This window comes from Micromonospora ureilytica (genome assembly GCF_015751765.1).
Taxonomy (GTDB): Bacteria; Actinomycetota; Actinomycetes; order Mycobacteriales; family Micromonosporaceae; genus Micromonospora; species Micromonospora ureilytica.
The window spans coordinates 6,202,911-6,227,235 of sequence record NZ_JADOTX010000001.1; the positions used below are offsets into that span (position 1 = coordinate 6,202,911).

Annotated in this window: 23 protein-coding genes; 14 read left to right on the top strand and 9 right to left on the bottom strand. The window is 70.3% G+C overall.

The annotated features are described in order from the left end of the window. Window positions 1–162 precede the first annotated feature (162 nt). The 3 genes from IW248_RS28465 (at window position 163) to IW248_RS28475 (ending at window position 4,513) form a co-directional block, all read left to right on the top strand. A complete protein-coding gene (locus IW248_RS28465) occupies window positions 163–1,179 on the top strand; it encodes a coiled-coil domain-containing protein (RefSeq protein ID WP_196929409.1) in 1,017 nt (338 codons plus the stop codon). Between the two features lie 36 nt (window positions 1,180–1,215). Continuing rightward, on the top strand, window positions 1,216–2,778 hold the full coding sequence (locus IW248_RS28470) for a fused MFS/spermidine synthase (RefSeq protein ID WP_231396471.1): 1,563 nt from the start codon (window positions 1,216–1,218) through the stop codon (window positions 2,776–2,778). An 82-nt stretch (window positions 2,779–2,860) separates the two neighbouring features. Beyond that, window positions 2,861–4,513, top strand: coding sequence for a serine/threonine-protein kinase (locus tag IW248_RS28475; RefSeq protein ID WP_196929410.1), 1,653 nt, complete (start codon window positions 2,861–2,863; stop codon window positions 4,511–4,513). Window positions 4,514–4,607: 94 nt separating this feature from the next. Here the strand turns inward: IW248_RS28475 and IW248_RS28480 are convergent, their stop codons facing one another. Both IW248_RS28480 and IW248_RS28485 read right to left on the bottom strand, forming a co-directional pair. Further along, complete coding sequence (locus tag IW248_RS28480) at window positions 4,608–5,276, bottom strand: potassium channel family protein (RefSeq protein WP_196929411.1); 669 nt, start codon at window positions 5,274–5,276, stop codon at window positions 4,608–4,610. Between the two features lie 17 nt (window positions 5,277–5,293). Then, window positions 5,294–6,628 (bottom strand): TrkH family potassium uptake protein, encoded by a 1,335-nt coding sequence (locus IW248_RS28485; protein WP_307788282.1) that lies wholly within the window; start codon window positions 6,626–6,628, stop codon window positions 5,294–5,296. A 139-nt stretch (window positions 6,629–6,767) separates the two neighbouring features. On the opposite strand from IW248_RS28485, the gene IW248_RS28490 reads away from it, so the two are divergent. Next, window positions 6,768–7,880 carry a glycerophosphodiester phosphodiesterase gene (locus IW248_RS28490; RefSeq protein WP_196929412.1) on the top strand — a complete coding sequence of 371 codons (1,113 nt, stop codon included), beginning with the start codon at window positions 6,768–6,770 and terminating at the stop codon, window positions 7,878–7,880. Between the two features lie 492 nt (window positions 7,881–8,372). Beyond that, entirely contained in the window at window positions 8,373–9,128 is a 756-nt protein-coding gene (locus IW248_RS28495; RefSeq protein WP_196929413.1) for a DUF5131 family protein, read from the top strand. Between the two features lie 36 nt (window positions 9,129–9,164). Here the strand turns inward: IW248_RS28495 and IW248_RS28500 are convergent, their stop codons facing one another. The 5 genes from IW248_RS28500 to IW248_RS28520 form a co-directional block, all read right to left on the bottom strand. Beyond that, complete coding sequence (locus IW248_RS28500; RefSeq protein ID WP_196929414.1) at window positions 9,165–9,800, bottom strand: hypothetical protein; 636 nt, start codon at window positions 9,798–9,800, stop codon at window positions 9,165–9,167. A gap of 248 nt (window positions 9,801–10,048) precedes the next feature. Further along, window positions 10,049–10,840 (bottom strand): IS21-like element helper ATPase IstB, encoded by a 792-nt coding sequence (gene istB / locus IW248_RS28505; protein WP_196927835.1) that lies wholly within the window; start codon window positions 10,838–10,840, stop codon window positions 10,049–10,051. Beyond that, window positions 10,840–12,066, bottom strand: a complete 1,227-nt coding sequence (gene istA, locus IW248_RS28510; protein ID WP_196927836.1) for an IS21 family transposase — start codon at window positions 12,064–12,066, stop codon at window positions 10,840–10,842. Before istA ends, istB begins: the two co-directional genes overlap by 1 nt. A gap of 47 nt (window positions 12,067–12,113) precedes the next feature. Continuing rightward, a complete protein-coding gene (tcmP, locus tag IW248_RS28515; protein ID WP_231396472.1) occupies window positions 12,114–12,488 on the bottom strand; it encodes a three-Cys-motif partner protein TcmP in 375 nt (124 codons plus the stop codon). Between the two features lie 180 nt (window positions 12,489–12,668). Beyond that, window positions 12,669–12,935 carry a GntR family transcriptional regulator gene (locus IW248_RS28520; protein WP_231396473.1) on the bottom strand — a complete coding sequence of 89 codons (267 nt, stop codon included), beginning with the start codon at window positions 12,933–12,935 and terminating at the stop codon, window positions 12,669–12,671. 261 nt (window positions 12,936–13,196) lie between these two features. Between IW248_RS28520 and IW248_RS28525 the strand changes: the two genes are divergently transcribed. The 8 genes from IW248_RS28525 (at window position 13,197) to IW248_RS28560 (ending at window position 21,944) form a co-directional block, all read left to right on the top strand. Then, window positions 13,197–13,436 carry a hypothetical protein gene (locus tag IW248_RS28525; RefSeq protein ID WP_196930404.1) on the top strand — a complete coding sequence of 80 codons (240 nt, stop codon included), beginning with the start codon at window positions 13,197–13,199 and terminating at the stop codon, window positions 13,434–13,436. Window positions 13,437–13,662: 226 nt separating this feature from the next. Continuing rightward, entirely contained in the window at window positions 13,663–14,862 is a 1,200-nt protein-coding gene (locus IW248_RS28530; RefSeq protein ID WP_196929415.1) for a substrate-binding domain-containing protein, read from the top strand. 2 nt (window positions 14,863–14,864) lie between these two features. Beyond that, on the top strand, window positions 14,865–15,608 hold the full coding sequence (locus IW248_RS28535) for an ABC transporter ATP-binding protein (RefSeq protein ID WP_196929416.1): 744 nt from the start codon (window positions 14,865–14,867) through the stop codon (window positions 15,606–15,608). Then, window positions 15,608–16,387 (top strand): ABC transporter ATP-binding protein, encoded by a 780-nt coding sequence (locus tag IW248_RS28540; protein WP_196929417.1) that lies wholly within the window; start codon window positions 15,608–15,610, stop codon window positions 16,385–16,387. Before IW248_RS28535 ends, IW248_RS28540 begins: the two co-directional genes overlap by 1 nt. Beyond that, window positions 16,387–17,277 (top strand): branched-chain amino acid ABC transporter permease, encoded by an 891-nt coding sequence (locus IW248_RS28545; protein ID WP_124815814.1) that lies wholly within the window; start codon window positions 16,387–16,389, stop codon window positions 17,275–17,277. The genes IW248_RS28540 and IW248_RS28545 overlap by 1 nt, the downstream gene beginning before the upstream one ends. Further along, window positions 17,274–18,377 carry a branched-chain amino acid ABC transporter permease gene (locus IW248_RS28550; protein WP_196929418.1) on the top strand — a complete coding sequence of 368 codons (1,104 nt, stop codon included), beginning with the start codon at window positions 17,274–17,276 and terminating at the stop codon, window positions 18,375–18,377. The genes IW248_RS28545 and IW248_RS28550 overlap by 4 nt, the downstream gene beginning before the upstream one ends. A gap of 129 nt (window positions 18,378–18,506) precedes the next feature. Further along, complete coding sequence (locus IW248_RS28555; protein ID WP_196929419.1) at window positions 18,507–20,636, top strand: RecQ family ATP-dependent DNA helicase; 2,130 nt, start codon at window positions 18,507–18,509, stop codon at window positions 20,634–20,636. Window positions 20,637–21,017: 381 nt separating this feature from the next. Beyond that, window positions 21,018–21,944 (top strand): DUF8832 domain-containing protein, encoded by a 927-nt coding sequence (locus IW248_RS28560; RefSeq protein ID WP_196929420.1) that lies wholly within the window; start codon window positions 21,018–21,020, stop codon window positions 21,942–21,944. A 50-nt stretch (window positions 21,945–21,994) separates the two neighbouring features. Here the strand turns inward: IW248_RS28560 and IW248_RS28565 are convergent, their stop codons facing one another. Then, window positions 21,995–22,411 (bottom strand): helix-turn-helix domain-containing protein, encoded by a 417-nt coding sequence (locus IW248_RS28565; protein WP_196929421.1) that lies wholly within the window; start codon window positions 22,409–22,411, stop codon window positions 21,995–21,997. A gap of 246 nt (window positions 22,412–22,657) precedes the next feature. Here IW248_RS28565 and IW248_RS28570 point away from each other — a divergent pair, with 246 nt between their 5' ends. Continuing rightward, complete coding sequence (locus tag IW248_RS28570; RefSeq protein ID WP_196929422.1) at window positions 22,658–23,098, top strand: hypothetical protein; 441 nt, start codon at window positions 22,658–22,660, stop codon at window positions 23,096–23,098. An 11-nt stretch (window positions 23,099–23,109) separates the two neighbouring features. Here IW248_RS28570 and IW248_RS28575 read toward each other — a convergent pair whose 3' ends face one another. Further along, window positions 23,110–24,270, bottom strand: coding sequence for a class I SAM-dependent methyltransferase (locus tag IW248_RS28575; RefSeq protein WP_196929423.1), 1,161 nt, complete (start codon window positions 24,268–24,270; stop codon window positions 23,110–23,112). Window positions 24,271–24,325: the final 55 nt, after the last annotated feature.

A 24,325-nucleotide genomic window follows, 5' to 3' on the forward strand; every position in this document is an offset into this window, starting at 1 on the left:
GCGTCGGGACGCTCCGTCGACATCGAGGCGGCCCGGGGGTCAGGGGGCTGGTCACCGGCCCACAGTCCGGTATCGTGACCGGCGGTCTCCGCCAGCAGGCCGCCGACCGGCGTCGCCGTGCAGTGTTCATCGGGGGCCGGCGGTCGACGGAAGGACGCTTTCGTGCCCAGGACCAGGCTCAGCCCGCGGCTCGGTCGCCGCGCTCTGTTCGCCGTGCTCGCCGCCGTCGCGTTGGTGCTCGGCGGTGCTGCCGTGCCCGCGTACGCGGAGCCTGGCGAGGGCGGCAGCAAGAAGCTGCAGGACGCGTTGGAGCTGACCGCCAAGGGGCACATCGAGGCCAAGGCCAAGCTGGACAACTCCAAGCGTCGCCAAACGGCGCTGACCGGCGAGCTGGTGGCGATGGAGGGTCGGCTGGTCGGGCTCACCAGCCAGGTGGGCGAGGTGGCCGCCCAGTCGTACCGGGTGGGTCGGCTGAGCGCGGTCTCGATGCTGCTCAACACCGCCACGCCGGAGGCGTTCCTGGAACGCGCGGGCGACCTCGACCTGATGGCCCAGCGCGACAGCAAGCGGCTGCGTGACCTCACCGCAGCCCGGCAGCAGGCGCAGCAGGCCAAGGTCGCCATCGACGCCGAGGTCCGCGAGCAGCAGAAGCAACTCGCCGTGATGGCGAAGAAGAAGAAGGAAGCCGAGGAGGCGCTCGCCGAGGTCAGCTCCGGCGGCAGCAACGGTTTCAGCGGCGGCAGCTCCACCTCGGCGAAGCCGGCGCCGCGTAACTCCGACGGGTCCTGGCCGTCGGAATCCTGCTCGGTGAAGGACCCGACCACCTCCGGATGCATCACCCCGCGCACCCTCAACGCGCTCAAGCAGACCCAGGCGGCCGGCTACAAGCGGCACGTCTCCTGCAAGCGCAGCGGCGGCGGCGGCGAGCACCCGAAGGGGCGGGCCTGCGACTTCTCGGCCGCCACCAACGGCTTCGAGGACAAGAACGCGACGGGCGGCGACAAGTCGTACGGGGACAGCCTGGCCGCCTGGCACGTGCGCAACGCCGACCGGCTGGGCGTGCTCTACGTGATCTGGTACCGGCAGATCTGGCATCCCGGCACCGGGTGGCGCTCGTACAGTGGTAGCGGCAGCCCGGCGGCCTCCCACACGAACCATGTTCATCTCTCGATGTACTGACCCGAAGCACCAGCTTCGCTGCGTACCATCGCGACGATGAGCTCCCCACCGTCCGACGTAGCGGCCCCGCCGGCTTCCCCGGCCCTGCCCGTGCCGGTCACCGGCCGGGCGCTGCCCAATGGCCTGGCCGCCTTCCTGGTCTTCTTCTCCAGCGGTGCCGTGCTGGTGCTGGAGACCGTCGCGCTGCGCCTGGTCGGCCCGTACGTCGGGGTGACCCTTCAGGTGACCAGCTCGGTGATCGGCATCGCGCTGGCCGCTATCGCGTACGGGGCGTGGTCCGGCGGTTGGCTGGCCGACCGGCGCAACCCGCGGGGCCTGCTGGCGCCGGCGTTGGTGCTGGCCGGCATCGCCACCGCCATCACCCTGCCCGTCGTCAGGTACGCCGGCGAGGTGCTGCGGGGTGGTGCCGCCAGCGGCATCCTGCTGCTGGTCGCGCTGGCGGTGTTCGTGCCAGCCGCACTGTTGGCCGCGGTCACCCCGTTGGTCGTGAAACTCCAGCTCGCCGACCTGCGCCGCACCGGCCAGGTCGTCGGTCGACTCTCCGGGATCGGCACCCTCGGCGGCATCACCGCGACCCTGCTGACCGGGTTCGTGCTGGTCGCCGCCCTACGCAGCACCGTCATCCTGCTGGCCCTGGCGCTCGCGCTCGGGCTGGTCGGCATCGGCCTCGGCTGGTACCTGCGCCGGCAGGAGCCCACCGAGCTGCCCGGTCCAGCCCGGGTTCGGGCCGCGCTGGCCGTGCTCGGCCTGGCCGGGGCGGGGCTGACCACCGTGGCACCCAACCCGTGCGACATCGAGACGGCGTACCACTGCGCCCGGGTCACCTCGGATCCCTCCCGGCCCAGCGGGCGGACGCTGCTGCTCAACTCCGCCCAGCACTCGTACGTGGACCTCACCGACCCGAAACACCTGGAGTACGCGTACACGAAGTGGATCGGCGCGGTCGCCGACGTCGCCGCGCCGGCCGGTCAGCGCCTGGACGCGCTGCACCTGGGCGGCGGCGGGTTCACCGTGCCGCGTTACCTGACCGCCACCCGACCGGGCACCGACAACCTGGTGTTCGAGATCGACGGCGGGCTGGTCGAGTTGGGCGAGCAGGAGCTGGGCGTACGGCCGGGGCCGGAGCTGCGGGCTGTGGTGGGTGACGCTCGGATGCTTGTCGCCGGCGAGCCGACCGACAGCCGCGACCTGGTGGTCGGTGATGCGTTCGGGCACCTGGTGGTGCCCTGGCACCTGGCCACCCGGGAGATGGCCGCCGACGTCCGGCGGGTGACCCGCCCCGGCGGCGTGTACGTGCAGAACGTCATCGACTACCCGCCGCTGCGGTTCATCCGCGCCGAGCTGGCCACTGTGGCCGCCGAGTTCGGGCACGTCGCGTTGATCGCGCCGCCGGAGGCGCTCGCCGAGGAGCAGGGCGCCAACTTCCTCATCGTCGGCTCCGACGCTCCGCTGCCACTGGAGGCCGTCCGCGCCCGGCTGGCCGAGGTGGACCCGAGGGTCAGCCTGCTCTCCGGCGCGGCGCTGACGGACTTCGTGGGCGGGGCGATGGTGTTGACCGACGACTACGCCCCGGTGGACCAACTGCTGGCCACCGCCTAGGCACGCCCTGAACGGGTGACAATCCTGACCGATTCCGATACTCCAGGTGTAGGCGGGCTGTTCCTGGGCAACAACGCTCACCATGGGTGGTGGGGACCGAAACGGCGCGCAGTTGCTCGATGAGCGGTACCGGCTGATCGAGCAACTCGGCGCGGGCGGGATGTCGGTGGTCTGGCGTGGCTACGACGAGGTGCTCGGCCGCCAGGTCGCGGTGAAGGTGCTGGCCTCCCGCCTGGCCAGCGACCGGGCCTTCCGCCACCGCATCCGGATCGAGGCGCAGGCCGCCGCGCGGCTCTGCCACCCCAACATCACGAACGTGTACGACTACGGCGAGTCCGAGCAGGTCGGTCTGACCGTGCCGTACGTGGTGATGGAGCTGGTCGACGGTGCTTCGCTGGCCAGCCGGTTGGGCCGGGAGAGCCGACTGCCGTGGCGGGAGGCGGTGACCATCGGCGCCGAGGTCAGCTCGGCGCTGGCCACCGCGCACGCCCGTGGGGTTGTGCACCGCGACGTCACCCCGGGCAACGTCATGCTCACCTCGACCGGCGTCAAGGTGGTCGACTTCGGTATCTCCGCGCTCGTCGGGGAGAGCGAGAAGGGGCCGGACGGCGCGCTGTTGGGCACTCCCGCCTACCTCGCCCCGGAGCGGCTGGACAACGGCCAGGTCTCCCCGGCCACCGACGTGTACGCGGTGGGGCTGCTGCTCTACCGGATGCTCACCGGCCGACTGCCGTGGCTGGCCAGCACGACCACCCAGATGCTGCGCGCCCACATGTACAACGACCCGGAGCCGATGCCCACCGTCCCGGGTCTGCCCGACGGGGTGGCCGAGCTGGTCGGACGCTGCCTGGCCAAGCGGCCCGCGGACCGGCCGGCCACCGCCGAGCTGACCCGGACGCTCGCCGAGGCGGCCGGCATGCTCGCGGCGGTGCCGGTCTCCCCGGCCGCCGGACCCCTGGACGCGGCCATGCTCGGCAGTGCGCGCACCACGATCCTGCCCTGGTCGGCGGCGACCGACGCGTTGCCGTTGTCGCGGACCCGCAGCCGGGATCGTCGGACGAGGCAGCGGGTGACCCGGCGTCGGCGGGTGGAGGCCGGCGTGGCCGCCGTCGGGCTGATCGCGGTCACCGGGGCGATGTGGGGGTTCACCTCACGCAGCCCGGCCAGCGGCGGGGACCGGCCGACGACCGAGGCTCGGATGGGCCTGCCGGCGGCGGCGCCCTGCGAGGTGGCGTACGCGCTGCGCACCGACTCCGGCACCGAGTTCGCCGCCGAGCTGACCCTGACCAACACCGGTGGCCGTGAGCTGCGGGACTGGACGATGAGCTTCACCTTCCCCGGCCAGCAGAAGGTGACGAAGTCGGAGCCTGCGCCGGTGCACCAGCAGGGGAGCACGGTGCTGATCCGGCCGGCGGCCCAGCGCACCACGCTGGCCCCCGGTGGGGCCGAGAAGGTGACCCTCACGGGTAAGTACACCGGGGCGAACCCGTTGCCTGTCGAGTTCCGGCTCGGCGAGGCGACCTGCGGGGTTCGGGTGTCCGGGGTCGCCGGCAGTGCGCCGTCCACGGCCCCGCCGGGCAAGGCCGCCACGACGAAGGCACCGCCCAAGGCCGCGAAGGTGCCGAGCGGCTCCGGTTCGGGTGGCGGCGCGGCGAAGGCCAAGCCGCCGAAGCCTCCCAAGGCTCCCGCGCAGCCGAAGGCCGCGGGTGGTGGTCCGGGAAAAGCGGGAAGGTGACCAAGGGACCGGGTGGTCACCGTAAGAAGTAAGAGGCTGTCTCGTTGCAATGAGACGCGCTGAACGTTCCGCTGCTCGGCTGGCGGGTCGTGGATCAGCGCATCCCCGCGAACCGCTGCACCTGGTCGATCCCACCCTCGACGATGAGCACCCCGCCCTGGGGGAGCGCCGTGTCGTCGGAGGTGTACCGGAAGCGTTCGCCCGGCAGCTTGGCGCCGACCACGCGTACCCCGTAACGCTCCTCCGGTCTCAGGTCGAGCAGCGTGCGCCCGACCAGGGACTCCGGCACCCGGACGGTGGCGATGGCGAAGTCATCGTCGAACTCGATGAAGTCGAGCAACCGGCTCACGATCAGGTGCGCGACCCGGTCCCCGGTCTCCGCCTCCGGGAAGATCACGTGGTGCGCGCCCACCGACGCCAGGATCTTGGCGTGCTTCTGCGAGGTGGCCCGAGCCCAGATCTGGGGCACACCCAGCTCGACCAGCGCCAACACGGTCAGCACACTCGCCTCCACCGAGGCCCCGATGGCCACCACCGCCCGTCCGAAACTGGTGATGCCCAGCTGCCGCAGCGCCCCCTCCTCGGTCGCGTCCGCCTGAACCACCCGGTCCAGCACGGCCGACCAGCGCTGCACCTTCGTCGGGCTGCGCTCGATGGCCAACACCTCGCGGTTCATCCGGGTCAGCGACCCGGCCAGGTGACAACCGAACCGACCCAACCCGATCACCACGATGCCGCCGCTGTCCGCCCGTCTAGCCGACACCTCGGCCCTCCCTGCTACTAGCCGACAATGGGTTGCTCCTGGGGGTAGCGGTAGAGCCGGCGCCGGGTGTTCAGGGCGATCGCCGACCCCAGGGTGAGCGTCCCGACCCGGCCGATGAACATGAGCACGGTCAGCGCGAGTTGGCCGCCGGCCGGCAGTTCGGCGGCCAGACCAATGGTCAGACCGGTGGTGCTGAACGCCGAGGTGATCTCGAACAGGGCCGCGACGAAGCGGACGCCCTCGGTGAGCAGCAGCAACAGCATGGTTCCGGCCGCCACCAACGCGACGCTGAGCAGCGCGACGGTGACCGCCTGCCGCTGGCTGGCGGTGGCCACCCGCCGGTGCCCGATCGTCACGTCGGGCTCACCCCGCAACTCGGCCCAGATGGTGAACGCCAGCAGGAAGAACGTGGAGACCTTGATGCCACCCGCCGTGCTGGCGCTGCCGCCGCCGATGAACATCAGCACGATCAGCAGGGGATAGCTCTCCTCCTGGAGGTCGGCGATGTTCAGGACGCTGAAGCCACCGGTGCGGCTCAGCGCGATCTGAGTGAACGACGCGAGGAGCTTTCCCGGTACGTCGTACTGGCCGATCGTGCCCGCGTTTGTCCACTCGGCGGCGAGCAGCCCGGCGAAGCCGACCAGCAGCAGCGCCGCGCTGCCCCAGATGGTCAACTTCGTCGCCACCGCCCAGTGCGCCGGCTGGCGCCACTCGCGGACCGCCTCGAACAACGCGGGAAACCCGAGACCGCCGATGATCGCGCCGATCGCCAGGGGCAGCGACACCCACGGGTCACGGCTGAAGGCGAGCAGACCGTCGGTGTAGAGCGCGAAGCCACCGTTGTTGAAGCCCTGCACGGCGTGGAAGGCACCCGACCAGAGGGCCCGCCCGAACGGATAGTCGTAGGCCAGCCAGAGCCGCCCGGCGATCAGCGCGGTCATCACCGCCTCGCAGGCGAAGACGGTCAGCGCGATCCGGCGGAGCAACCGGCCCACCTCGCCGATGCCGAACTCCGCCGTCTCGGCCTGCACCAGCAACCGGTTGCGGAGCCCGAGCTGACTGGAGACCACCAGGATGACCAACGCCGCGACGGTGAGGATGCCGAGGCCGCCGAGCTGGGTGAGCAGGGTGATCACCAGCAGTCCCCAGCCGGACCAGTAGTTCGGCGTGTCGGTGATCGCCATGCCGGTGACCGACACGGCCGAGGTGGCGGTGAAGAGGGCGGTGACCACGGGTGGCCGTTCGTGTTCGGCGGTCGCCCAGCGCGCCATGAGCAACCCGGTACCGAGCAGGATCGGCACCAGGAACGCGAACGGCACCAGCCGCACGGGATTGCGGAAAAACCGGCGCACCAGACAATCTTCCTGTCCGCCCGCGACCCTGGAGTGGGAACGGGCATTCCGGAGGTTCATCTGCCGGCCAGCCATCGACCAACTCCTGGCAAATCGCGGACGGTCTGCTTATCCGGACCATCGATGACAGGAGACGGCGTTGCGACGTACCCTCTCGACCCTCGGCGTGGCCAGCGCTCTGCTCGCTGCCGCCGTGGCCCTGCCGACCATGGCCACGGCCGAGCCGGCCGCGACCGCCGACCGCACCCGTGCGAACGACCGGCCAATCGTGATCGGCCACCGTGGCGCCAGCGGCTACCGCCCGGAGCACACGCTGGAGGCGTACCGGTTGGCGATCCGGATGGGTGCCGACTACATCGAGCCGGACCTGGTCTCCACCTCCGACGGCGTGCTGGTCGCCCGGCACGAGAACGAGATCTCCGGCACCACCGACGTGTCGACCCGCCCGGAGTTCGCGGCCCGGAAGACGACGAAGACCATCGACGGCGTCGCGGTGACCGGTTGGTTCACCGAGGACTTCACGCTCGCGGAGCTGAAGACACTGCGTGCCAAGGAGCGGCTGCCACAGGTACGCGTCGCGAACACCGCCTTCGACGGCCGCTTCGAGGTGCCCACCCTCCAGGAGGTCATCGACCTGGCCCGGACCGAGGGGCGGGCACGGGGCCGCACCATCGGCATCTACCCGGAGACCAAGCACCCGAGCTACTTCGCCTCGATCAAACTGCCGTTGGAGGAGCCGCTGCTCCGCGTGCTGCGGCAGAACAAGCTGGACCGGAAGAACTCGCCGGTCTTCATCCAGTCGTTCGAGACGGCCAACCTGCGCCGCCTGAGTCGGTTGACCGAGGTGAAGCTGGTCCAACTGCTCGACGCGGCCGGCCGCCCCTACGACTTCACAGTCGCCGGTGACGCCCGCACCTACCTGGATCTGGCCACGCCGGCCGGGCTGAAGTGGATCGCCGGGTACGCCGACGGCATCGGCGCGAACAAGAACCTGATCGTTCCTCGGAACGCCGTCGGCGCCCTGCTCGCCCCCACCAACGTGGTACGCGACGCGCACCGGGAGCACCTGCTCGTGCACTCCTGGACGTTCCGCGCCGAGAACCAGTTCCTCCCGGTGGACTTCCGGATCGGCACCGACCCGAACGCGCGCGGCGACATCACCGCCGAGTACGAGCTCTTCCTTGGCCTGGGCCTCGACGGTGTCTTCAGCGACCACCCGGACACTGCCGTCGCCGCCCGCGCCGGCCTTTGACCCAGACCCCGGCCCGGAGCTGATCCGCTTCGAGCCGACCGCCGGGCCGACACGCGCCCGGCCCACACGCTGGCCCGCCTTCCGCCACCCGGAAGGCGGGCCAGCGGCACGTCCGGGCGGGTCCGTCGCACGATCGCGCTCGATCCAGGTTGTAGTGGTGTCACTAAGCGACCGAGGCCACTACATCCATGATTGAGCACGATCTTGCAGAGGCGGCGGGAGAGTGGCAGCAATTTCACTGATGCTGCTGCCTCGGGGCGGGTTGAGGCAGCAGCATCAGGGATACCGCAGCGGTCTTCGCCAGTTGGTCGTCGAAGAGGCGGCCCAACGGACCAGTGCCGCTGGCTGCCCAATTGGCCGCCACCGACCTGTAGACCGACGCGGGGTGCTATCCCTGTGCCCGGCGAACTCAACCGGCCGACACGCCGCGCAACCCTTCCCATGCGTACGGTTGTTCGACAGTATTGGCGCGACGAGCGGAAGGAGGGGCGCATGGCGGACAAAAGCGCCATCGAGTGGACGGAAGCAACCTGGAACCCCACCACAGGTTGTGACCGCATCTCGTCGGGCTGCGACAACTGCTATGCGTTGACTCTCGCCAAGCGTCTGAAGGCCATGGGCTCAGCCAAGTATCAGACTGACGGTGACCCTCGCACGTCTGGGCCGGGTTTCGGGATCGCGCTCCACCCTGACGCGCTTGACATACCGCGGCGCTGGCGTGATCCCCGGACAGTCTTTGTTAACTCGATGTCGGACTTGTTCCACGCGAGGGTTCCCCTCGAGTACGTGCAGCAAGTTTTTGAGGTGATGCGCGAGACGCCCCGCCACACCTTCCAGGTGCTGACGAAGCGCGCGTCTCGGCTTGCCAAACTGGCGCATCACCTTGACTGGCCCACCAACGTTTGGATGGGTGTGAGCGTCGAAGACGAGAGCCATCGGAGTCGGATCGACTGCCTCCGGCAGGTGCCAGCAGCGGTTCGCTTCATCTCGGCGGAACCCTTGCTTGGTCCATTGCCGCGTCTCAACCTCGCTGGGATGGACTGGTTGATCGCGGGTGGCGAGTCGGGCCAAGGCTGTCGCACGGTGGACCGATCCTGGGTCACTGATCTGCGTGACCAGTGCGACCAGGCAGGGACCGCCTTCTTTTTCAAGCAGTGGGGCGGTCGCACACCCAAGGCCGGAGGGCGCCTGCTCGACGGTCGCACCTGGGATGAGATGCCAACGCCTCGCCTGCCCGCTGCCGCCTAATGGCAGCCGGTCGGCGCTCTGTCGAGGTTCAGCCTCTCAACGTCGCCGGATGGGCTCCTTCCAGAAATCGCCGACGCCGTTGTGGTCGATGAGCCCTTGCCGGTGCAACGACTTGACTGCGTGTCGCGCATGCCGCGTCCACGCTTGGCCGAGCACCCCCCGGTAAACCTCAGACACCCGCTCCGCGAGCTGGACGCTGTTTGATTCCCGCAACAGCCGAACAATGTTCTGCTCAACAACCCGTGCCACGCGCGGTAGTGCGCTGCTCACGAATGCATGGCGATCGAACGCAAGTGATCCGAATAATGTGTCCTGACTCATCTGGTTGTTGTAGCGGGCTTCCTCGAGGTCCACGCCTGCTTGCCCGAGGGCGTCGGCGAAGTGCCATGCGCCTTCTGTGTGCCTCGTGAACAGCATCAGCACATACTTTGGCGAGAGTTCCGGTCGTGGTCGGACCGGCATCGTGATCGCGCTGTAGGTCGTTCCCGTAGTCAGCCGTTTCTCGTACTCCTCGCCGACTTTGAGAGCTACCTCGGTTGCAGTCTCCTCATCTCCCTCGCGGTTGATCCGAGCGAAGTGGTCCTGCCACCAGTCATCGCCGAGAAACCTCGTGAGGTGATCGGCCGTTTTCTGCTCCGCAGGAGGCAGCCGGTCACCTCGGGAGCGCGCCACTTGAACCGCTCGCCCCATCCTGGCAATGGCGGAGACGCTGAAGTGAAGGAGAACCTCCGTCGGCGGAGAGGGCGGTCGGCCGAGGAGCCCTGAGCGCACCAGTCCGAAATCGAGCGCAAGGCCGAAGGGGTCGAGGAAGGCAAAGAGTGACGCTTGACGAGCGACCGAGAGGACCTCATGTCAACGCCGGCTGAAAGTTGACCCCTCCGTTCCGGCCGAATTTTGACCCCCTCGCTTCTTGTTGATGTTCAGTCGTTGGTCTTGATGGCTGCGGGGACGCGGCCGAGGTCGCGGTCTTTGAGCCGGTAGCTGTCGCCCTTCATGGAGACGACTTCTGCGTGGTGGACGAGGCGGTCGATCATGGCTGCGGCGACGACGTCATCGCCGAAGACTTCGCCCCATCTGCCGAAGGGCTTGTTCGAGGTGACGATGAGGCTGGCGCGCTCGTAGCGGTTGGAGACCAGCTGAAAGAACAGGTTCGCGGCTTCGGCTTCGAAGGGGATGTAGCCGACCTCGTCGACGATCAGCAGCGGGATCCGGCCGAGTTTGACCAGTTCGTCTTGCAGGCGCCCGGCGTGGTGGGCGTCGGCGAGGCGGGACACCCATTGGGCGGCGGTGGCGAACGCGACCCGGTGCCCGGCCTGGCAGGCCCGGATCCCGAGGCCGATGGACAGGTGGGTCTTGCCGGTGCCGGGCGGGCCCAAGAAGACGACGTTCTCTTTCGACGCCACGAAGTCCAGGGTTCCGAGGTGTCCGATGGTCTCCCGTTTGAGGGAGCGTTGGTGCTCGAAGTCGAACTCTTCCAGGCTCTTGCGGGCCGGGAAGCGGGCTGCGCGGATGCGTCCCTCACCGCCGTGGGCCTCGCGGGCGGCGACCTCGCGTTGCAGGCAGGCGGCGAGGAACTCCTCATGCGTCCACGACTCCGCCCGAGCCCGCTCGCCCAGACGATCGACCGACGCAGCCAAGGAGGGCGCTTTCAGTGCGCGGGTGAGGAACGCGATCTCGGAGGACACGTTGCGGTTGCTGGTTTTGGTGGCCATCAGGCGGCCACCTCGTCCAGGCCGAACATCCGGTCGTAGTCACTCAACGCTCGACGCTCGACCTGAGCATCGACGGCCGGCACCGGGGTGTGCTGGGCGGCGGCACGCAAGTCAGCCGCCGCTTGGCGGTGGACCGGGTCGGTGATCGTCTGATGTCCGGCCCAACAACGCTCATGCTGGGCGACCAACCGGCCGTCGCAGGACACCTGGACCTGGTCGCCGTCGGCGGTGACCTCGACGCGTCGGCCAACGACCGACGGGTGCACGGAATAGTCGTTGGCGTCCAACCGGACGTAATGATCACGTGGCAAGCGGGTGGCCTGTCGCCAGCCGACCACCGGCGCGACCGGCGGCAGTGACAGCATCGCGGCCCGGTCGGCGTCCCACCGGTCCACCGGGCGGCAGCCCAACACCCGGTGCTGGCGGTTATTCGCCCGCGCCAACCAGTTGGTCAGCTGGGCGTTGAAGTCATGTGCTGAGCCGAACCGGCGCCCCGGCAGAAACGACGTCTCCAGATAGCCGTTGGCTCTCTCGACCAGACCCTTGGCCTCCGGATCCGCCGGCCGGCACTGGATCACCTTGATGCCCAGGGTCCCGCGGAAAGCGTTCATAGTCTCGGTCAACTGCGGCCGGCCCGCCCGCCACTGCCCGACCGCGGACTCGTTGTCCCACACCAACGCCTTGGGCACCCGTCCCCAGCCTGAGATCAACGTCCAGTGCCCGGCCAGCAGATCCGGCGACTGCCTGCTCGGGATCATCACCGCTGACAACCACCGCGAGTAGCCGCACACCATCACCAACACCGGCGGCCTGCCGACCTGCCCAAAGCCCAACGGCACGTCCGCCGGCGGGAACCACAGATCACACTGCGCCAACTCCCCCGGCAAATAATCCGTCCGCTGACTGGGGTCGGGACGGCGGAACAACGGCCGCAGCTGCTGCACCCGATCGGCGAACACCGTCTTGCCCCGAGTCCACCCGACCCGCTCCATGATCACCGTCGTCGGCATGTCCGGGAACTCCGCCAACAACACCCGGATCTGCGGCTCCACCGCATCCACGATCGAGCCCTTCACCGCCCGCTGATAACGAGGCGGCTCATGACTGGCCAAGGCCTTCCGCACCGTGTTCCGCGAGACCTCAAGCCGACGAGCGATGGCCTTGATCGCCATCCCCTCCGCCCGGTGCAACCGACGGATCTCTGCCCAGTCCTCCACGCTCAGCACCTCCCGATGCTTCCGGAGGTGGTCAAGATTCAACCGGAACCACGGGGTCAGTTTTCACGCGGCGTCGACACCTCAGGCAGATGATCTGCCACGTCGCCCTGCCGGAGGATGCGCCTCGTTGAGCCCCCACGCTGCTGCAGAACCCGCTGAAGATTCGCGTAGTGGGAAGGATCTTTCTCGACGAAGAAGAGCAATACGTTGCGAAAGCTCCCGACCGTGTCGGCGCACCGCGACAGCAGCAGCGGTGACCCTTCCTCCCCTTCCTCCTCGTACTCGCCTCGTCCCGCGTAGCCGTCGAGGAAGACGACCGGTTTACCTTGGCCGGTCTTGGATGCGAAGACGACCGGGTAGCGCTTCAAGATCCCGTGCTTGAGTACTGCTGCGGCTTTACGGGACCGGAAGAAGTCGTCGTTGGCCGACACCGCGCCTCCTTGCAAGCATCACCAATGGTGATGCGAAGGTAGCGGACGGTGTGCCTAGCTTCTGTCCTGTCAATCAGGCGGAGCGGTGCACGGGAGAGCGCCATGCCGCTCACCAGTCCTAACGGTTGGCAGGTGGCGGCGGGGGCGAGCGGCGTGTCCTTGATCTGACAGTGGAATGAGTCAGTCGCGTGAGTGTTCAGCGACGTACGTGCCGCGGCCGGGCTGGCCGGTGATCAGCTCGCGGTCGTGCAGCAGGGAGAGCGCCCGCGAGGCCGTGTTCATGTGCACAGCGTGGGCCTCGGCGAGTTCCCGGGTGGAGGGCAGCTTGTCGCCCGGCTTCAGCTCGCCGCTCTTGATCTTCGCGGCGATCTCGTTGGCGATGCGGCGATATGGGGCTTCTGCTGTGGGCATGGTGAGGACTCCGGTCGGTTCGGCGTCTTCGATCATGCCGGCCTACACCAGTTACTGCAACAGGCTGTGGTGTCGCTGCTTCGCAGGGTCGACCTACACAAGCATTTGGGGTAGGTTGCTGATGTCCGGCTCCGGTTGGTTCGGCAAACCCTCGGGGCGTGGGCGTGAGGTGGGCTCCGCGTTCGTACCGCCACCGATGAGGGCTGCGGGCGTGGGGCCGGGCGGTCCGGTGGGCGTCCCCTACCGGCACACCGGACCGCCCACCAGGTTGACGAGTCGAGGGTGATGGCTGTGCGCATGGAGAGAGAGCGTTTCGTGGTGCACCTGCCGGTGGTTGCGGCAGACCTGCCGGGGGCGCTGCGGTTCGCTCGGGTGATCACTCGGGCGCTGGGTTTCCTCGCCGACGTCGATCGGGCCGAGACGACGGTGTCCGAGGAGGACGCTCAGTGCGTACGTCATCGGGTCTTCTGTGACAGCTTGCTCGACGGTCGCCGGCGCTGCCCGCGTGCGGCTGCCCACGACGGGCCCTGCGGTTGACCGAACCGGGCGAATGGTGCGGGGCGACACACGGCTCGGGTGGTCCGTGGGGGTTCGGGCCATCGAAAGCGTGGGCTCCCGGCTGGTGGTGCGGCCCGCTGTAACCTCCGGCCACCTCAATCCTGTTACTTGTGTGTTTCCGCCACATAGCTCGTGGGTGACGTCACTTCTAGCGTGAGCCGTCACGAAGAAGTTCTCTCCCTCCGAGTCCTCATGTGGAGTCGCAATGACGGTCCGGACGACGCGGCGGGTGTTCCTCTCCGCCGCCACGATGATGGCCGCGGCGCTGGCCGCCACGGCCTGTGGTAGCCCGCAGGACACCGCCACCGGCGGCGGCGACAGCGCCGCACCGGTCAAGGTCGGCCTGGTGTACTCCCAGTCGGGAGCTCTGGCCAGCTACGGAAAGCAGTACATCGAGGGGTTCAAGGCGGGGCTGGACTTCGCCACCCAGGGCACCGGCAAGGTCGGTGACCGGAAGATCGAGGTGACCGAGGTCGACGACGCGGGCGACCCGGCCAAGGCGGTCTCCGCGGCGAAGGACCTGATCGGCAAGGGCACGAAGATCATCGCCGGCTCCACCGCCTCCGGTGTGGCGCTCCAGGTGGCGCCGATCGCGGCGCAGAACAAGGTCCTGTTCATCTCCGGCCCGGCCGCCACGGACGCGGTGACCGGCGCGAACAAGTACACGTTCCGCTCCGGTCGGCAGTCCTACCAGGACGTGGTGACCGCCAAGTCGTTCATCGGCGACCCGACCGGCAAGAAGGTAGTGGTCTTCGCCCAGGACGGCGCGTTCGGCGACGCCAACGAGGCGGCCGTCAAGGCCGTCATCGGCACCGCGGGCGCGACAGTGAGCAGTGTCCGGGCCCCGGCCAGTGCCACCGAGTTCACCCCGTTCGCCAGCCAGATCAAGGCCGCCAAGCCGGACCTGCTCTTCGTGGCGTGGGCGGGCACGACCGCCCCGGCCATGTGGCAGACCCTCGACCAGCAGGGCGTGCTCTCGTCCACCACCGTCGTCACCGGCCTGGACATCCGTGCCTCGTGGCCGACCTTCGGTGCCGCCGGCGCGAAGATCTCCTTCCTGTCGCACTACTTCGACGGTGCCAGCGACACCGAGGCCAGTAAGGCACTGAAGGCTAAGGTCAACACCATCGACCTGTTCCACCCGGACGGTTTCGCCGCCGCGCAGATGGTGGTCCGCGCCGCGCAGGACGGTGGGGACGACGTCGACAAGATGGTCACCGCCCTGGAGGGCTGGAGCTTCGACGGGGTCAAGGGCAAGATGACCATCCGGGCCGCCGACCACGCGCTGCTCCAGCCGATGTTCCAGGCGAAGCTGACCGGCAGCGGCACCACCTTCACCGCGACCGCGCAGAAGAGCCTCACCGGTGACGAGACCGCGCCGCCGGCCGTGGCCATGAAGGGCTGAGCATGCTCGCCACCCGCGGTCTGACCTGGCGGATCGGTGAGGTCGCCATCGTCGACAGCGTCTACCTCGATCTGGCGCCCGGGGAGTTCCTGGGTGTCATCGGGCCGAACGGCGCCGGCAAGACCTCACTGTTCAACCTGATCACCGGCCTGCGCCGGGCCACCGAGGGCCGGATCGTCCTGGACGGGCAGGACATCGGGGCGCTCCCGCCGCACCGGCGGGCCCGCCTCGGTCTGGGCCGTACCTTCCAGGCGTCCTCGGTCTTCGGCTCGCTCAGCGTGCGGGAGAACGTCCGGCTCGCCGTGCAGGCGCACCGCGGGGGCTCGATGGCGCTGTGGCGGCGGGCGGCGGCCGACCGGGAGGTCGCCGCCGCCGCCGACGCGGCGCTCGACCGGGTCGGCCTCGCCCACCGGGGTACGGCCCTCGCGGGCACCCTGGCCCACGGCGAGAAGCGCAAGCTGGAGATCGCCCTGCTGCTCGCCGGTGAACCGCGGGTGATGCTGCTGGACGAGCCGATGGCCGGGGTCAGCGCCGAGGACGTACCGGAACTGGTCGCCGTCATCAAGTCGTTGACCGGCGACAGCGGCCGGGCGGTGCTGATGGTCGAACACCACATGGACGTCATCCTGGAGTTGGCCGACCGCATCGCCGTCATGCACCACGGCGCGCTGCTGGCCTGCGACACCCCGGAGACGGTGATGGCCAACCCCACAGTGCAAGAGGCCTACCTGGGGGAGCAGCTCTAATGGAACCGATCCTCAGTGTGGAGGACCTGTCGGTCCGGATCTCCGGGCTGCACATCCTCCAGGGGGTGTCCTTCACTGTCGCCCCGACCGGCGTGACAGTCCTGCTCGGTCGCAACGGCGTCGGCAAGACCACCACGCTGCGCGCGATCGTCGGCCTCACCCCGCCCGCCGGGGAGGTCCGCGGCACCATCCGGATGGGCGCGCAGAGCCTGCTGGCCCGGCCGACGCACCGGCTGGTCCGGGGTGGGCTCGGCTACGTGCCCGAGGACCGCTGCGTGTTCGCCGGGCTCACCGTCGCGGAGAACCTGCGGCTCGCCGAGCGGCGCGGCACCAGCCCGGCGTACGACAAGGTCTTCGCGCTCTTTCCGGAGCTGGACCGGCGCGGACGGCAACGAGCCGGTTCGCTGTCCGGCGGGCAGCAGCAGATGCTCGCCATCGGGCGGGTGCTGCTCAACGACAACCGGCTGCTGCTGGTCGACGAGCCGACCAAGGGGTTGGCGCCGAAGGTGGTGACCGAGGTGGCCGAGGTGTTGGAACGGGTCGCGGAGTCGGTGCCGGTGCTGCTGGTCGAGCAGAACCTGGCCGTCGTACGCCGGCTGGCCCGCGACGCGGTCGTGTTGGCCGCCGGCAAGGTGGCCTGGACCGGCGACGCCCACGAGTTGCTGTTGGAGACCGCGTTGACGAAGTCGCTGCTCGGGGTCGGCTCGGCGGAGGGGGCCTCGCCGAGCGCGAGGAGTGAGCTTGCGAGCCCCGCCGTCGCGAGGAAGGACCAGCTCTGATGGGGACCGTGATTCTGTTGGCGTTGACCGGGCTGGGCCTGGCGGCGCTGTACTTCCTGGTCGCCTCCGGCCTGTCCCTGGTCTTCGGCCTGGCCGACGTGCTCAACTTCGCGCACGGGCTGTTCCTCGGCGTGGGCGCGTACGGCACCTGGTGGGCGGCGGGCAACCTGCCGGGCGCCGGCCCGGACGGGTTCGGCTTCGTGTTCGCTGTCGCTTTCGGGGTGGCCGCCGGCACGCTTGTCGCGATCCTGGTCGAGCTGGTGCTGATCCGCCCGCTGTACTCCCGCACCATCGAGCAGGTTTTGGTCACCGTCGGGCTGTCGCTGGCCGGGGTGGCGTTGCTCCAGGCCACCTGGGGTGCGGACGCCCGACCGTTTCCGCGTCCGGACTGGACCCGGCAGGTGACCGGGATCCTCGGTGCGCAGGTGCCCAACGGTGGCCTGCTGCTGATCATCGCGGCGGTGCTGGTGCTCGGTGCGATCCTGGCGTTCCTGCGCTGGACCCGGTACGGCCTGGTGATCCGGGCCGGGGTGGAGAACCGGGAGATGGTCACCGCGTTGGGCATCGACGTCCGCAAGGCGTTCACCCTCGTCTTCGCGATCGGTGGGGCGGCCGCCGCGCTCGCCGGCGCGCTCGGCGGCGTCTACTTCGGCACCGTCTCGCCCGGGCAGGGCGGCTCACTGCTGATCTTCGCGTTCATCGTGGTGGTGATCGGCGGGATGGGCTCGGTGGTCGGCTCCGCGTACGCGGCGGTCGTGGTCGGGCTGGTGCAGCAGTTCGTCAACTACTACGGCACGTCCGGGCTCGGCGACATCTGCGTGGTCGGGCTGCTGGCCGTGGTGCTGCTGCTGCGCCCGCAGGGCATCGCCGGAAAGGTGGCAACGGCATGACGGTGATCGACGCGCCTCCCGCGCAGGTGCCCGACGAGTTGACCCCGCAGCGGGGGCGGTGGCACCGGGTGCGCCCGTTCCTGCCGCTCGTCGCGCTGGCCGTGCTGGCGATCCTGCCGTACTCGACGATCTCCCTGCCGGGGATCTTCGAGGGGCCGGTCAACTCGCCCGGCACCCTGCAACTGCTCGCCATCTGCCTGATCTTCGGCGGGCTCGCGGCCGGGTACGACCTGCTCTTCGGCCGGACCGGCATGCTCTCCTTCGGGCACGCGCTGTACTTCGCCGCGGGTGTCTACGGCACCGACATCCTGGTCACCCGGGCCGGTCTGCCGTTGTGGCAGGCGGCGCTGCTGACCATCACCGGCGGCACCATCCTCGCGGCGCTGCTCGGCGCGGTGGCGCTGCGGACCGTGGGCATCGCGTTCGCCATGGTCACGTTGGCGTTCGCCCAGGTGGGCGCGATCCTGGTGGCCCGGGACTTCGGCGGGCTCACCGGTGGCGAGGAGGGCCTGCCGCTGGACGTGTCCGGGCTGCCCGCCGGGCTGGTCGGGGTGACCAACACGGTCAACCTGTACTGGTTGGCACTGGCGTACCTGACCCTTGTGGTGTTCGTGGTGCACCGGGTGAGCGGGTCGCCGACCGGGCGGGTGCTCGCCGGGCTGCGCGACGACGAGCGGCGGATCGGCGTGCTCGGGCTGGACCCGTACCGCTACAAGCTGGTGGCGTTCACCCTGGCCGGCGGGTTGGCGTCGGCGGGCGGGGTGGTCTACGTCCTGATCGTCGGCGGCGCGTCGCCGCACATCACGTCCTCCGAGCTGACCCTGTCGCTGCTGGTCATGGTGGTGCTCGGTGGGCCGGGCACCCGCTGGGGTCCGGTGCTCGGCGGTGTCCTCTACATGTACCTGGACCACCGGCTCACCGCCTTCGGCACGAGCGACGCGGTGGACAACCTGCCGGCCATCCTGAGCCGTCCGCTGAGCCAGCCGCTGTTCGTCCTGGGCACGGTCTTCATCCTGGCCGTCTACTTCTTCCCAGGAGGCCTAACCAGCCTGGCCCCCCGCCTGTCCCACCTAACCCGCTCCCTACGCCCCCCACGCTGACCCCCGCCCCGCCTTCACCCCGTCGATCATGAAGTTATTGCCACGACACGCCGCACCGGATGTCGCCAACTTCATGATCGACGGGGTTCTGTGCAGGGGGATGACGGACGGCGCTGGTAGACATGTCGGGTGGATGACGATCGAGCTGGGGTACGGGAGCGGGCCGAGGCGGTGCTGCGCCGGCTGGCCGGTGACCATGCCCGGCTGCGCGAGGATCAGTGGCGCGCCATCGAGGCGCTGGTCGTCGACCGGCGGCGGGTGCTCTGCGTCCAGCGGACCGGTTGGGGCAAGTCGGCCGTCTACTTCGTGGCCACCGCCCTGCTCCGGGACCGTGAGCAGGGCCAACAGGCCGGGCCGACAGTCATCGTCTCGCCGCTGCTCGCGTTGATGCGCAACCAGGTCGAGGCGGCCGCGCGGGCCGGCATCCGGGCCCGCACGATCAACTCGGCGAACCTCGACGAGTGGGACGAGATCACCGCCGAGATCCAGACCGGCGCGGTGGACGTGCTGCTGATCAGCCCGGAACGGCTCAACAACCCGGACTTCCGCGACGGCGTCCTACCGAAGTTGGCCGCCACCACCGGCCTGCTGGTGGTCGACGAGGCGCACTGCGTCTCCGACTGGGGGCACGACTTCCGGCCCGACTACCGGCGGCTGCGGACGTTCCTCGCCGAGCTGCCCGAGCGCACCCCCGTGCTGGCGACCACCGCCACCGCCAACGCCCGGGTCACCCAGGACGTGGCCGAGCAGTTGGGCGACGCCCTCATCCTGCGCGGCACCCTGGACCGCGAGTCGCTGCGCCTCGGGGTGCTCGACCTGCCCAGCCCGGCGCACCGGCTGGCCTGGCTCGCCGACCACCTGGACCAGCTGCCCGGCTCGGGCATCGTCTACACGCTGACCGTGGCGGCAGCGGGGGAGACCGCCGAGTTCCTGCGCTCCCGGGGCTACCCGGTCGCCTCGTACAGCGGGCAGTCCGACGACGCCGACCGGCGGGCCGCCGAACAGGACCTGCTCGACAACAAGATCAAGGCGTTGGTCGCCACCAGCGCCCTCGGCATGGGCTTCGACAAGCCCGACCTGGGCTTCGTCGTCCACCTCGGCGCGCCGCCCTCGCCGATCGCGTACTACCAGCAGGTCGGCCGCGCCGGCCGCGCCGTCGAGCACGCCGAGGTGCTGCTGCTGCCCGGCGTCGAGGACGCCGCGATCTGGCGCTACTTCGCCTCGCTGGCGTTCCCACCGGAGCAGCAGGTCCGGGCCGTGCTGGCCGCCCTGCACACCGACCGTCCGCTCTCCACCCAGGCCCTCGAACCCCTCGTCGACCTGCGGCGGGCCCGGTTGGAGCTGATGCTCAAGGTGCTCGACGTGGACGGCGCGGTCCGCCGGGTGCGCGGTGGTTGGCTCGCCACCGGCGAGCCGTGGGTCTACGACGAGGCCCGGTTGCGCCGCGTCGCCGAGGCGCGCACCGTCGAGCAACAGGCCATGCGGGAGTACGCGACCACGTCCGACTGCCGGATGCGGTATCTACGGGAACGCCTGGACGACACCGGCGCGACCGACTGCGGCCGGTGCGACACGTGCGCCGAGCCCCTCTTCGCCGCCGACGTGTCGACGGCCGCGCACGCCGCCGCGCAGACCTTCCTGGGCCGACCCGGCGTGGAGATCGCGCCGAAGAAGCTCTGGCCGACCGGGCTCGACGCTGTCGGCGTACCCCTCAAGGGCCGGATCGCCCCCGCGGACCAGGCGCTGCCCGGCCGGGCCGTCGGGCGCCTCTCCGACCTGGGTTGGGGTGGCCGGCTGCGTGCTCTCGTCGGCCCGGAAGCGCCGGACGCGCCGCTGCCCGACGACGTCGCCGGTGCGGTCGTGGAGGTGCTGAAGGCGTGGGCGCACGGCGACGACCCGTGGCCCCGCCGGCCGGTGGCGGTGGTCGCTGTCGGTTCCCGGCGGCGGCCCCGGCTGCTCGGGTCGCTCGCCGAGCGGATCGCCACCGTGGGCCGGCTGCCGCTGCTCGGCGAGGTCACCGTTGCCGGCCCCGGCGGCCCAGGCGGGCCGCGCGGCAACAGCGCCCAACGGGTACGCGCGCTGCACGACGCCTTCACCGTGCCGACCGACCTGGCCGACGCGTTGGCCGGGCTGGACGGGCCGGTGCTGCTCGTCGACGACCTCATCGACTCGGGCTGGACGATGACGTTGGTGACCCGGGCGCTGCGCCGGGCCGGGGCGACCGGCGTGCTCCCGCTCGCCCTCGCCGTGGCCGGCTGACGCGCAGCGTTCGCGCCGGTCCTCGGCGCTGCTCGGGTCCGCGGCCGTCGTCGTTGCTCGGGTCCGTGCCGTCGTCGGTGCTCGGGCGGGGTGTTGCTCGGTCCGCGGCCGTCGTCGGTGCTCGGGCGGGGCGTTGCTCGGTCCGCGTCGGTGTCCGTGGCCGGGTCGGGGTGCTGCCTGGCGCTGCGGCACGGTCTGCGGCGGTCGGGTGGGAAAGTTCCCGGGCGGCGTCCAGTGCGACCGTCGCCACGCTGTCCGGGCGTCGGCCGGACGCGGCCGGACGCGGCGGTACCGTGGGCGGCATGACCGACCAGCAGCCCGTCCGCCGCGCACACGCAGGCACGGACCTGAACGCCGCAGCCCAGGCGTTGGGCGTCGGCAGTGTCTGATGACGTCTCCGCCGGGCCGGACCGCAGCACTCTCCGGCTGGCGCTGGTGGTCGGTGGGCTGGTGCTGGCGGTGCTGCTCGGCTTCGGTCTCGGCCGGATGAACGTCAACGGTGCCGCCACCGGCAGCCCCTCGCTGGCCGCCGAGCACACCGATCCGCCCGGCGTCGCCCCGCACAACCACGGCTCCGCCACGGGCGTCGATCAGGGCGCGGCCACCGAGCCGGGCGGTCTGGCGGTCAGCTCGGCCGGGTTGACCCTGGCCCCCCTGGCCACCGAGTTCGCGGCGGGTCGCCCCGGTCAGTTCCGCTTCCAGGTGCGCGACGCGCAGCGCCGGCCGGTCACCCGGTTCGCCATCGTGCACGACAAGCCGATGCACCTCATCGTCGTCCGACGGGACCTGACCGGTTACCAGCACCTGCACCCGACCATGGCGGCGGACGGCACCTGGTCGGTGCCGTTGACCCTCGCGCAACCCGGCCTCTGGCGCGCGTACGCCGACTTCACAGTCGTCGCCGACACCGGCGCGCAGACCGCGGTGACCCTCGGCACGGACCTGGTGGCGCCCGGCGACTACCAGCCCCGTCCACTGCCGGGGCCGGCCACCTCGACGACCGTGGACGGCTTCACCGTCGGCTACCAGGGCACACCGCAGACCGGGGCGGCAGTGCCCCTGACCTTCCGGGTCGACGGCGCTGGCGGCGCGGCCCCGCTGGAGCGGTACCTCGGGGCGTACGGGCACCTGGTGGCGTTGCGCGAGGGCGACCTCGGCTATTTGCACGTGCACCCGGAGACCGAGCTGGTGGACGGTCAGATCAAGTTCTGGTTGACCACCCCCGGCCCAGGCCGCTACCGCCTCTACCTCGACTTCCAGGTGAACGCCGAAGTCCGAACCGCCGAGTTCACCCTCACCGTCCCCTAGCCCCCCTGCGCCGCGGGGGTGGGAGGGGTGGTGGGTGGGGTGGGGTGGGTTTAGCCGGCTCGGCGGATGGGGCGGCGGGCCAGGTAGCGGAGGAGGTCGCGGATGTGGTGCTTCTCCTCGGCGGGGACCGCAGGGTCGGCCAGCCGGTCCAGGATGGCCCGGACGTCGGCCTCGACGGGGCCGTCGTCGTGGCGTCGACGGGGTGTGGGGCCGGCGTCGGGCAACCCGAGCGCGCGGAACGCGGCGGCTACCGGCAGATCCAGTGCGGCGCAAAAGCCGCGCACCTTGGCCAACTCGGGATAATCCTGCCAGTCACCGGCCAGCCAGCGGAAAACGGTGGAGCGACCAACGCCCGTGTGTGAGGCAAGATCAGTCACGGTCCAGCCACGTTCGTCGCGAGCGTCATCGATGGCGCGCCGGACGAAGCGGGCGAAGGCCATCTGCGGTGATACGTCGGCTGATCCCATCCCTGTGTGTCTTCCCCTCCTGCCGGAGCACCGGGACGATGCGCCTTCCGAGGGTAGTACTCCCGGAGCCGGAAACAATTGACTGACCGCACAAACTGTCCCGTGGACGAGACTTTTCTCTGGAAGCGTGTGTGCAGAACGAAAATTGCATCGGGCGATCATCGTCGTTCTTCGATTAGGCTCGGTGCCCGTCCCGACATGGCGTCTCGCCTGCCGCGCCCGACCGGACCACCGCCGAGGAGCACCATGGCCGAATCGAGCCGCCCCCAGCCGTACCAGCCCGGTGCGGTGAGCCTCTTCTTCGTCGCCAAGGCCGGCGTCTTCGCCGCCGCGTTCTGGATCTGGTTGCTGGTCCTGGTGCTCCGCACCGACTCCGCGAGCGGTCTCCACGTGCTGGCCGCCACCGGCACCATCACCACCACGGTGGTCGCGGTCCTGCTCGGTGCCCGGATGGCGTTGCAACACAACGCCGCCATCCGGCACGCCGAGGTGAAGAAGCTGCTGGTGGACATCTCCTGGAACGCCTTCGCGGCAGCCGGCAACGCCGAGAACGGTGGCAAGGTCGTACCGTTCCCGATCGCCCCCGGCGACGGTGAGTGGCCCGCCCAGCGTCCCGGTGCCGATCGGGTGTCCGTCCTCGACTTCGGCGCCAGCGAGCGCAACGGTGGTCGAGACCGCCGGCGCTAGGGCACCCAGGGCTAGGCGCCGGGCGTCTCTCCGGCGGCCAGCAGGGCCTCCAGCCGGGGGGTGACCTGCCACTGGTCCACGAGTTCGCGGTACTCCGCGCGCTGCGGCTCGGTCGCCTCAGCGCCGGTACGACGTGCGCGGATCAGCAGGTTACGTGGCGTGTGCTGTGAGTCCACGAACTCCACCACCTCGGTCCGGTACCCGTGCACCCGCAGCAGCCCGGCGCGCAGTGCGTCGGTGAGCACGTCGGCGAAGCGCTCGCGCAGGATGCCCTGTCGGGTCAGCAGCTCGTAGGGGCCCGGGGCGGGGTGGGCGCGGAGCTGCTTCGCCAGATCGTGGTGGCAACACGGCGCCGCCAGCACCCAGCGGGCCTCCCAGCGCACCGCGCGGGCCAGCGCCTCGTCGGTGGCGGTGTCGCAGGCGTGCAGCGCCAACACCAGGTCGGGGGCGGGGTCGACGACTGCGTCGGCGATCGTCCCGGCCACGAAGCTGATCTGGTCGGCCCAACCCAGCCGCTGCGCCAGCTCGGTGTTGCGCCGCCGCTGGTCCTCCCGGACGTCCACGCCGATCAACTGGACGTCGAGCCCTCGGCTCGTCAGATAGCGGTACGCGGCGAACGTCAGGTAGGCGTTGCCACAGCCCAGGTCGACCACCCGTAGCGAACCGGTCAGGTCGTCGGGCAGGGTCGCGGCCAGGGCACGCAGGAACGCGTCCACCTGGCGACGCTTGGCGGCCGAGCCGCCGATCTCGGCGAAGATCGGGTCACCGGGATCGAGCAGGTATTCCTTCGTCCGGTCATTTCCGGCAGGCGTCGCCGCCGGTCGGGACGCCGCGGCCCGGTGCACCTGCGCTTCGCCGGACTTGGTCACCCGCAGCTGGAGCGTCGCGGCGGCCGTCTCGACGTGCCAGTTGCCGAACGGCTCGGCCAACAATTCGTCGACCGCCGCGGCGGCCTCCGGACCAGGGACGATGTTGCGGGTGTACGGGCGGGCGCCGTCGGACGTGGTGATCTGCATCCGGGGCCCGGCCTTGAGCGTCACCGGCCGCAGTTCGGCCCGCTCGACTGTGGGGCGGCGCCCGCGGCGGCGTCCGGCGGCGACCGCCCGGGTCAGCGCGGGGTCGAGCAGCAGCGCCCGAACCTCGGTCAGGGCGGCATCCAGTGGTTGCGGCATCGTTCCATCTTCGGCAGGTGGGTGGGAGGACGGGAACATCCCCCGCACCGCGCGA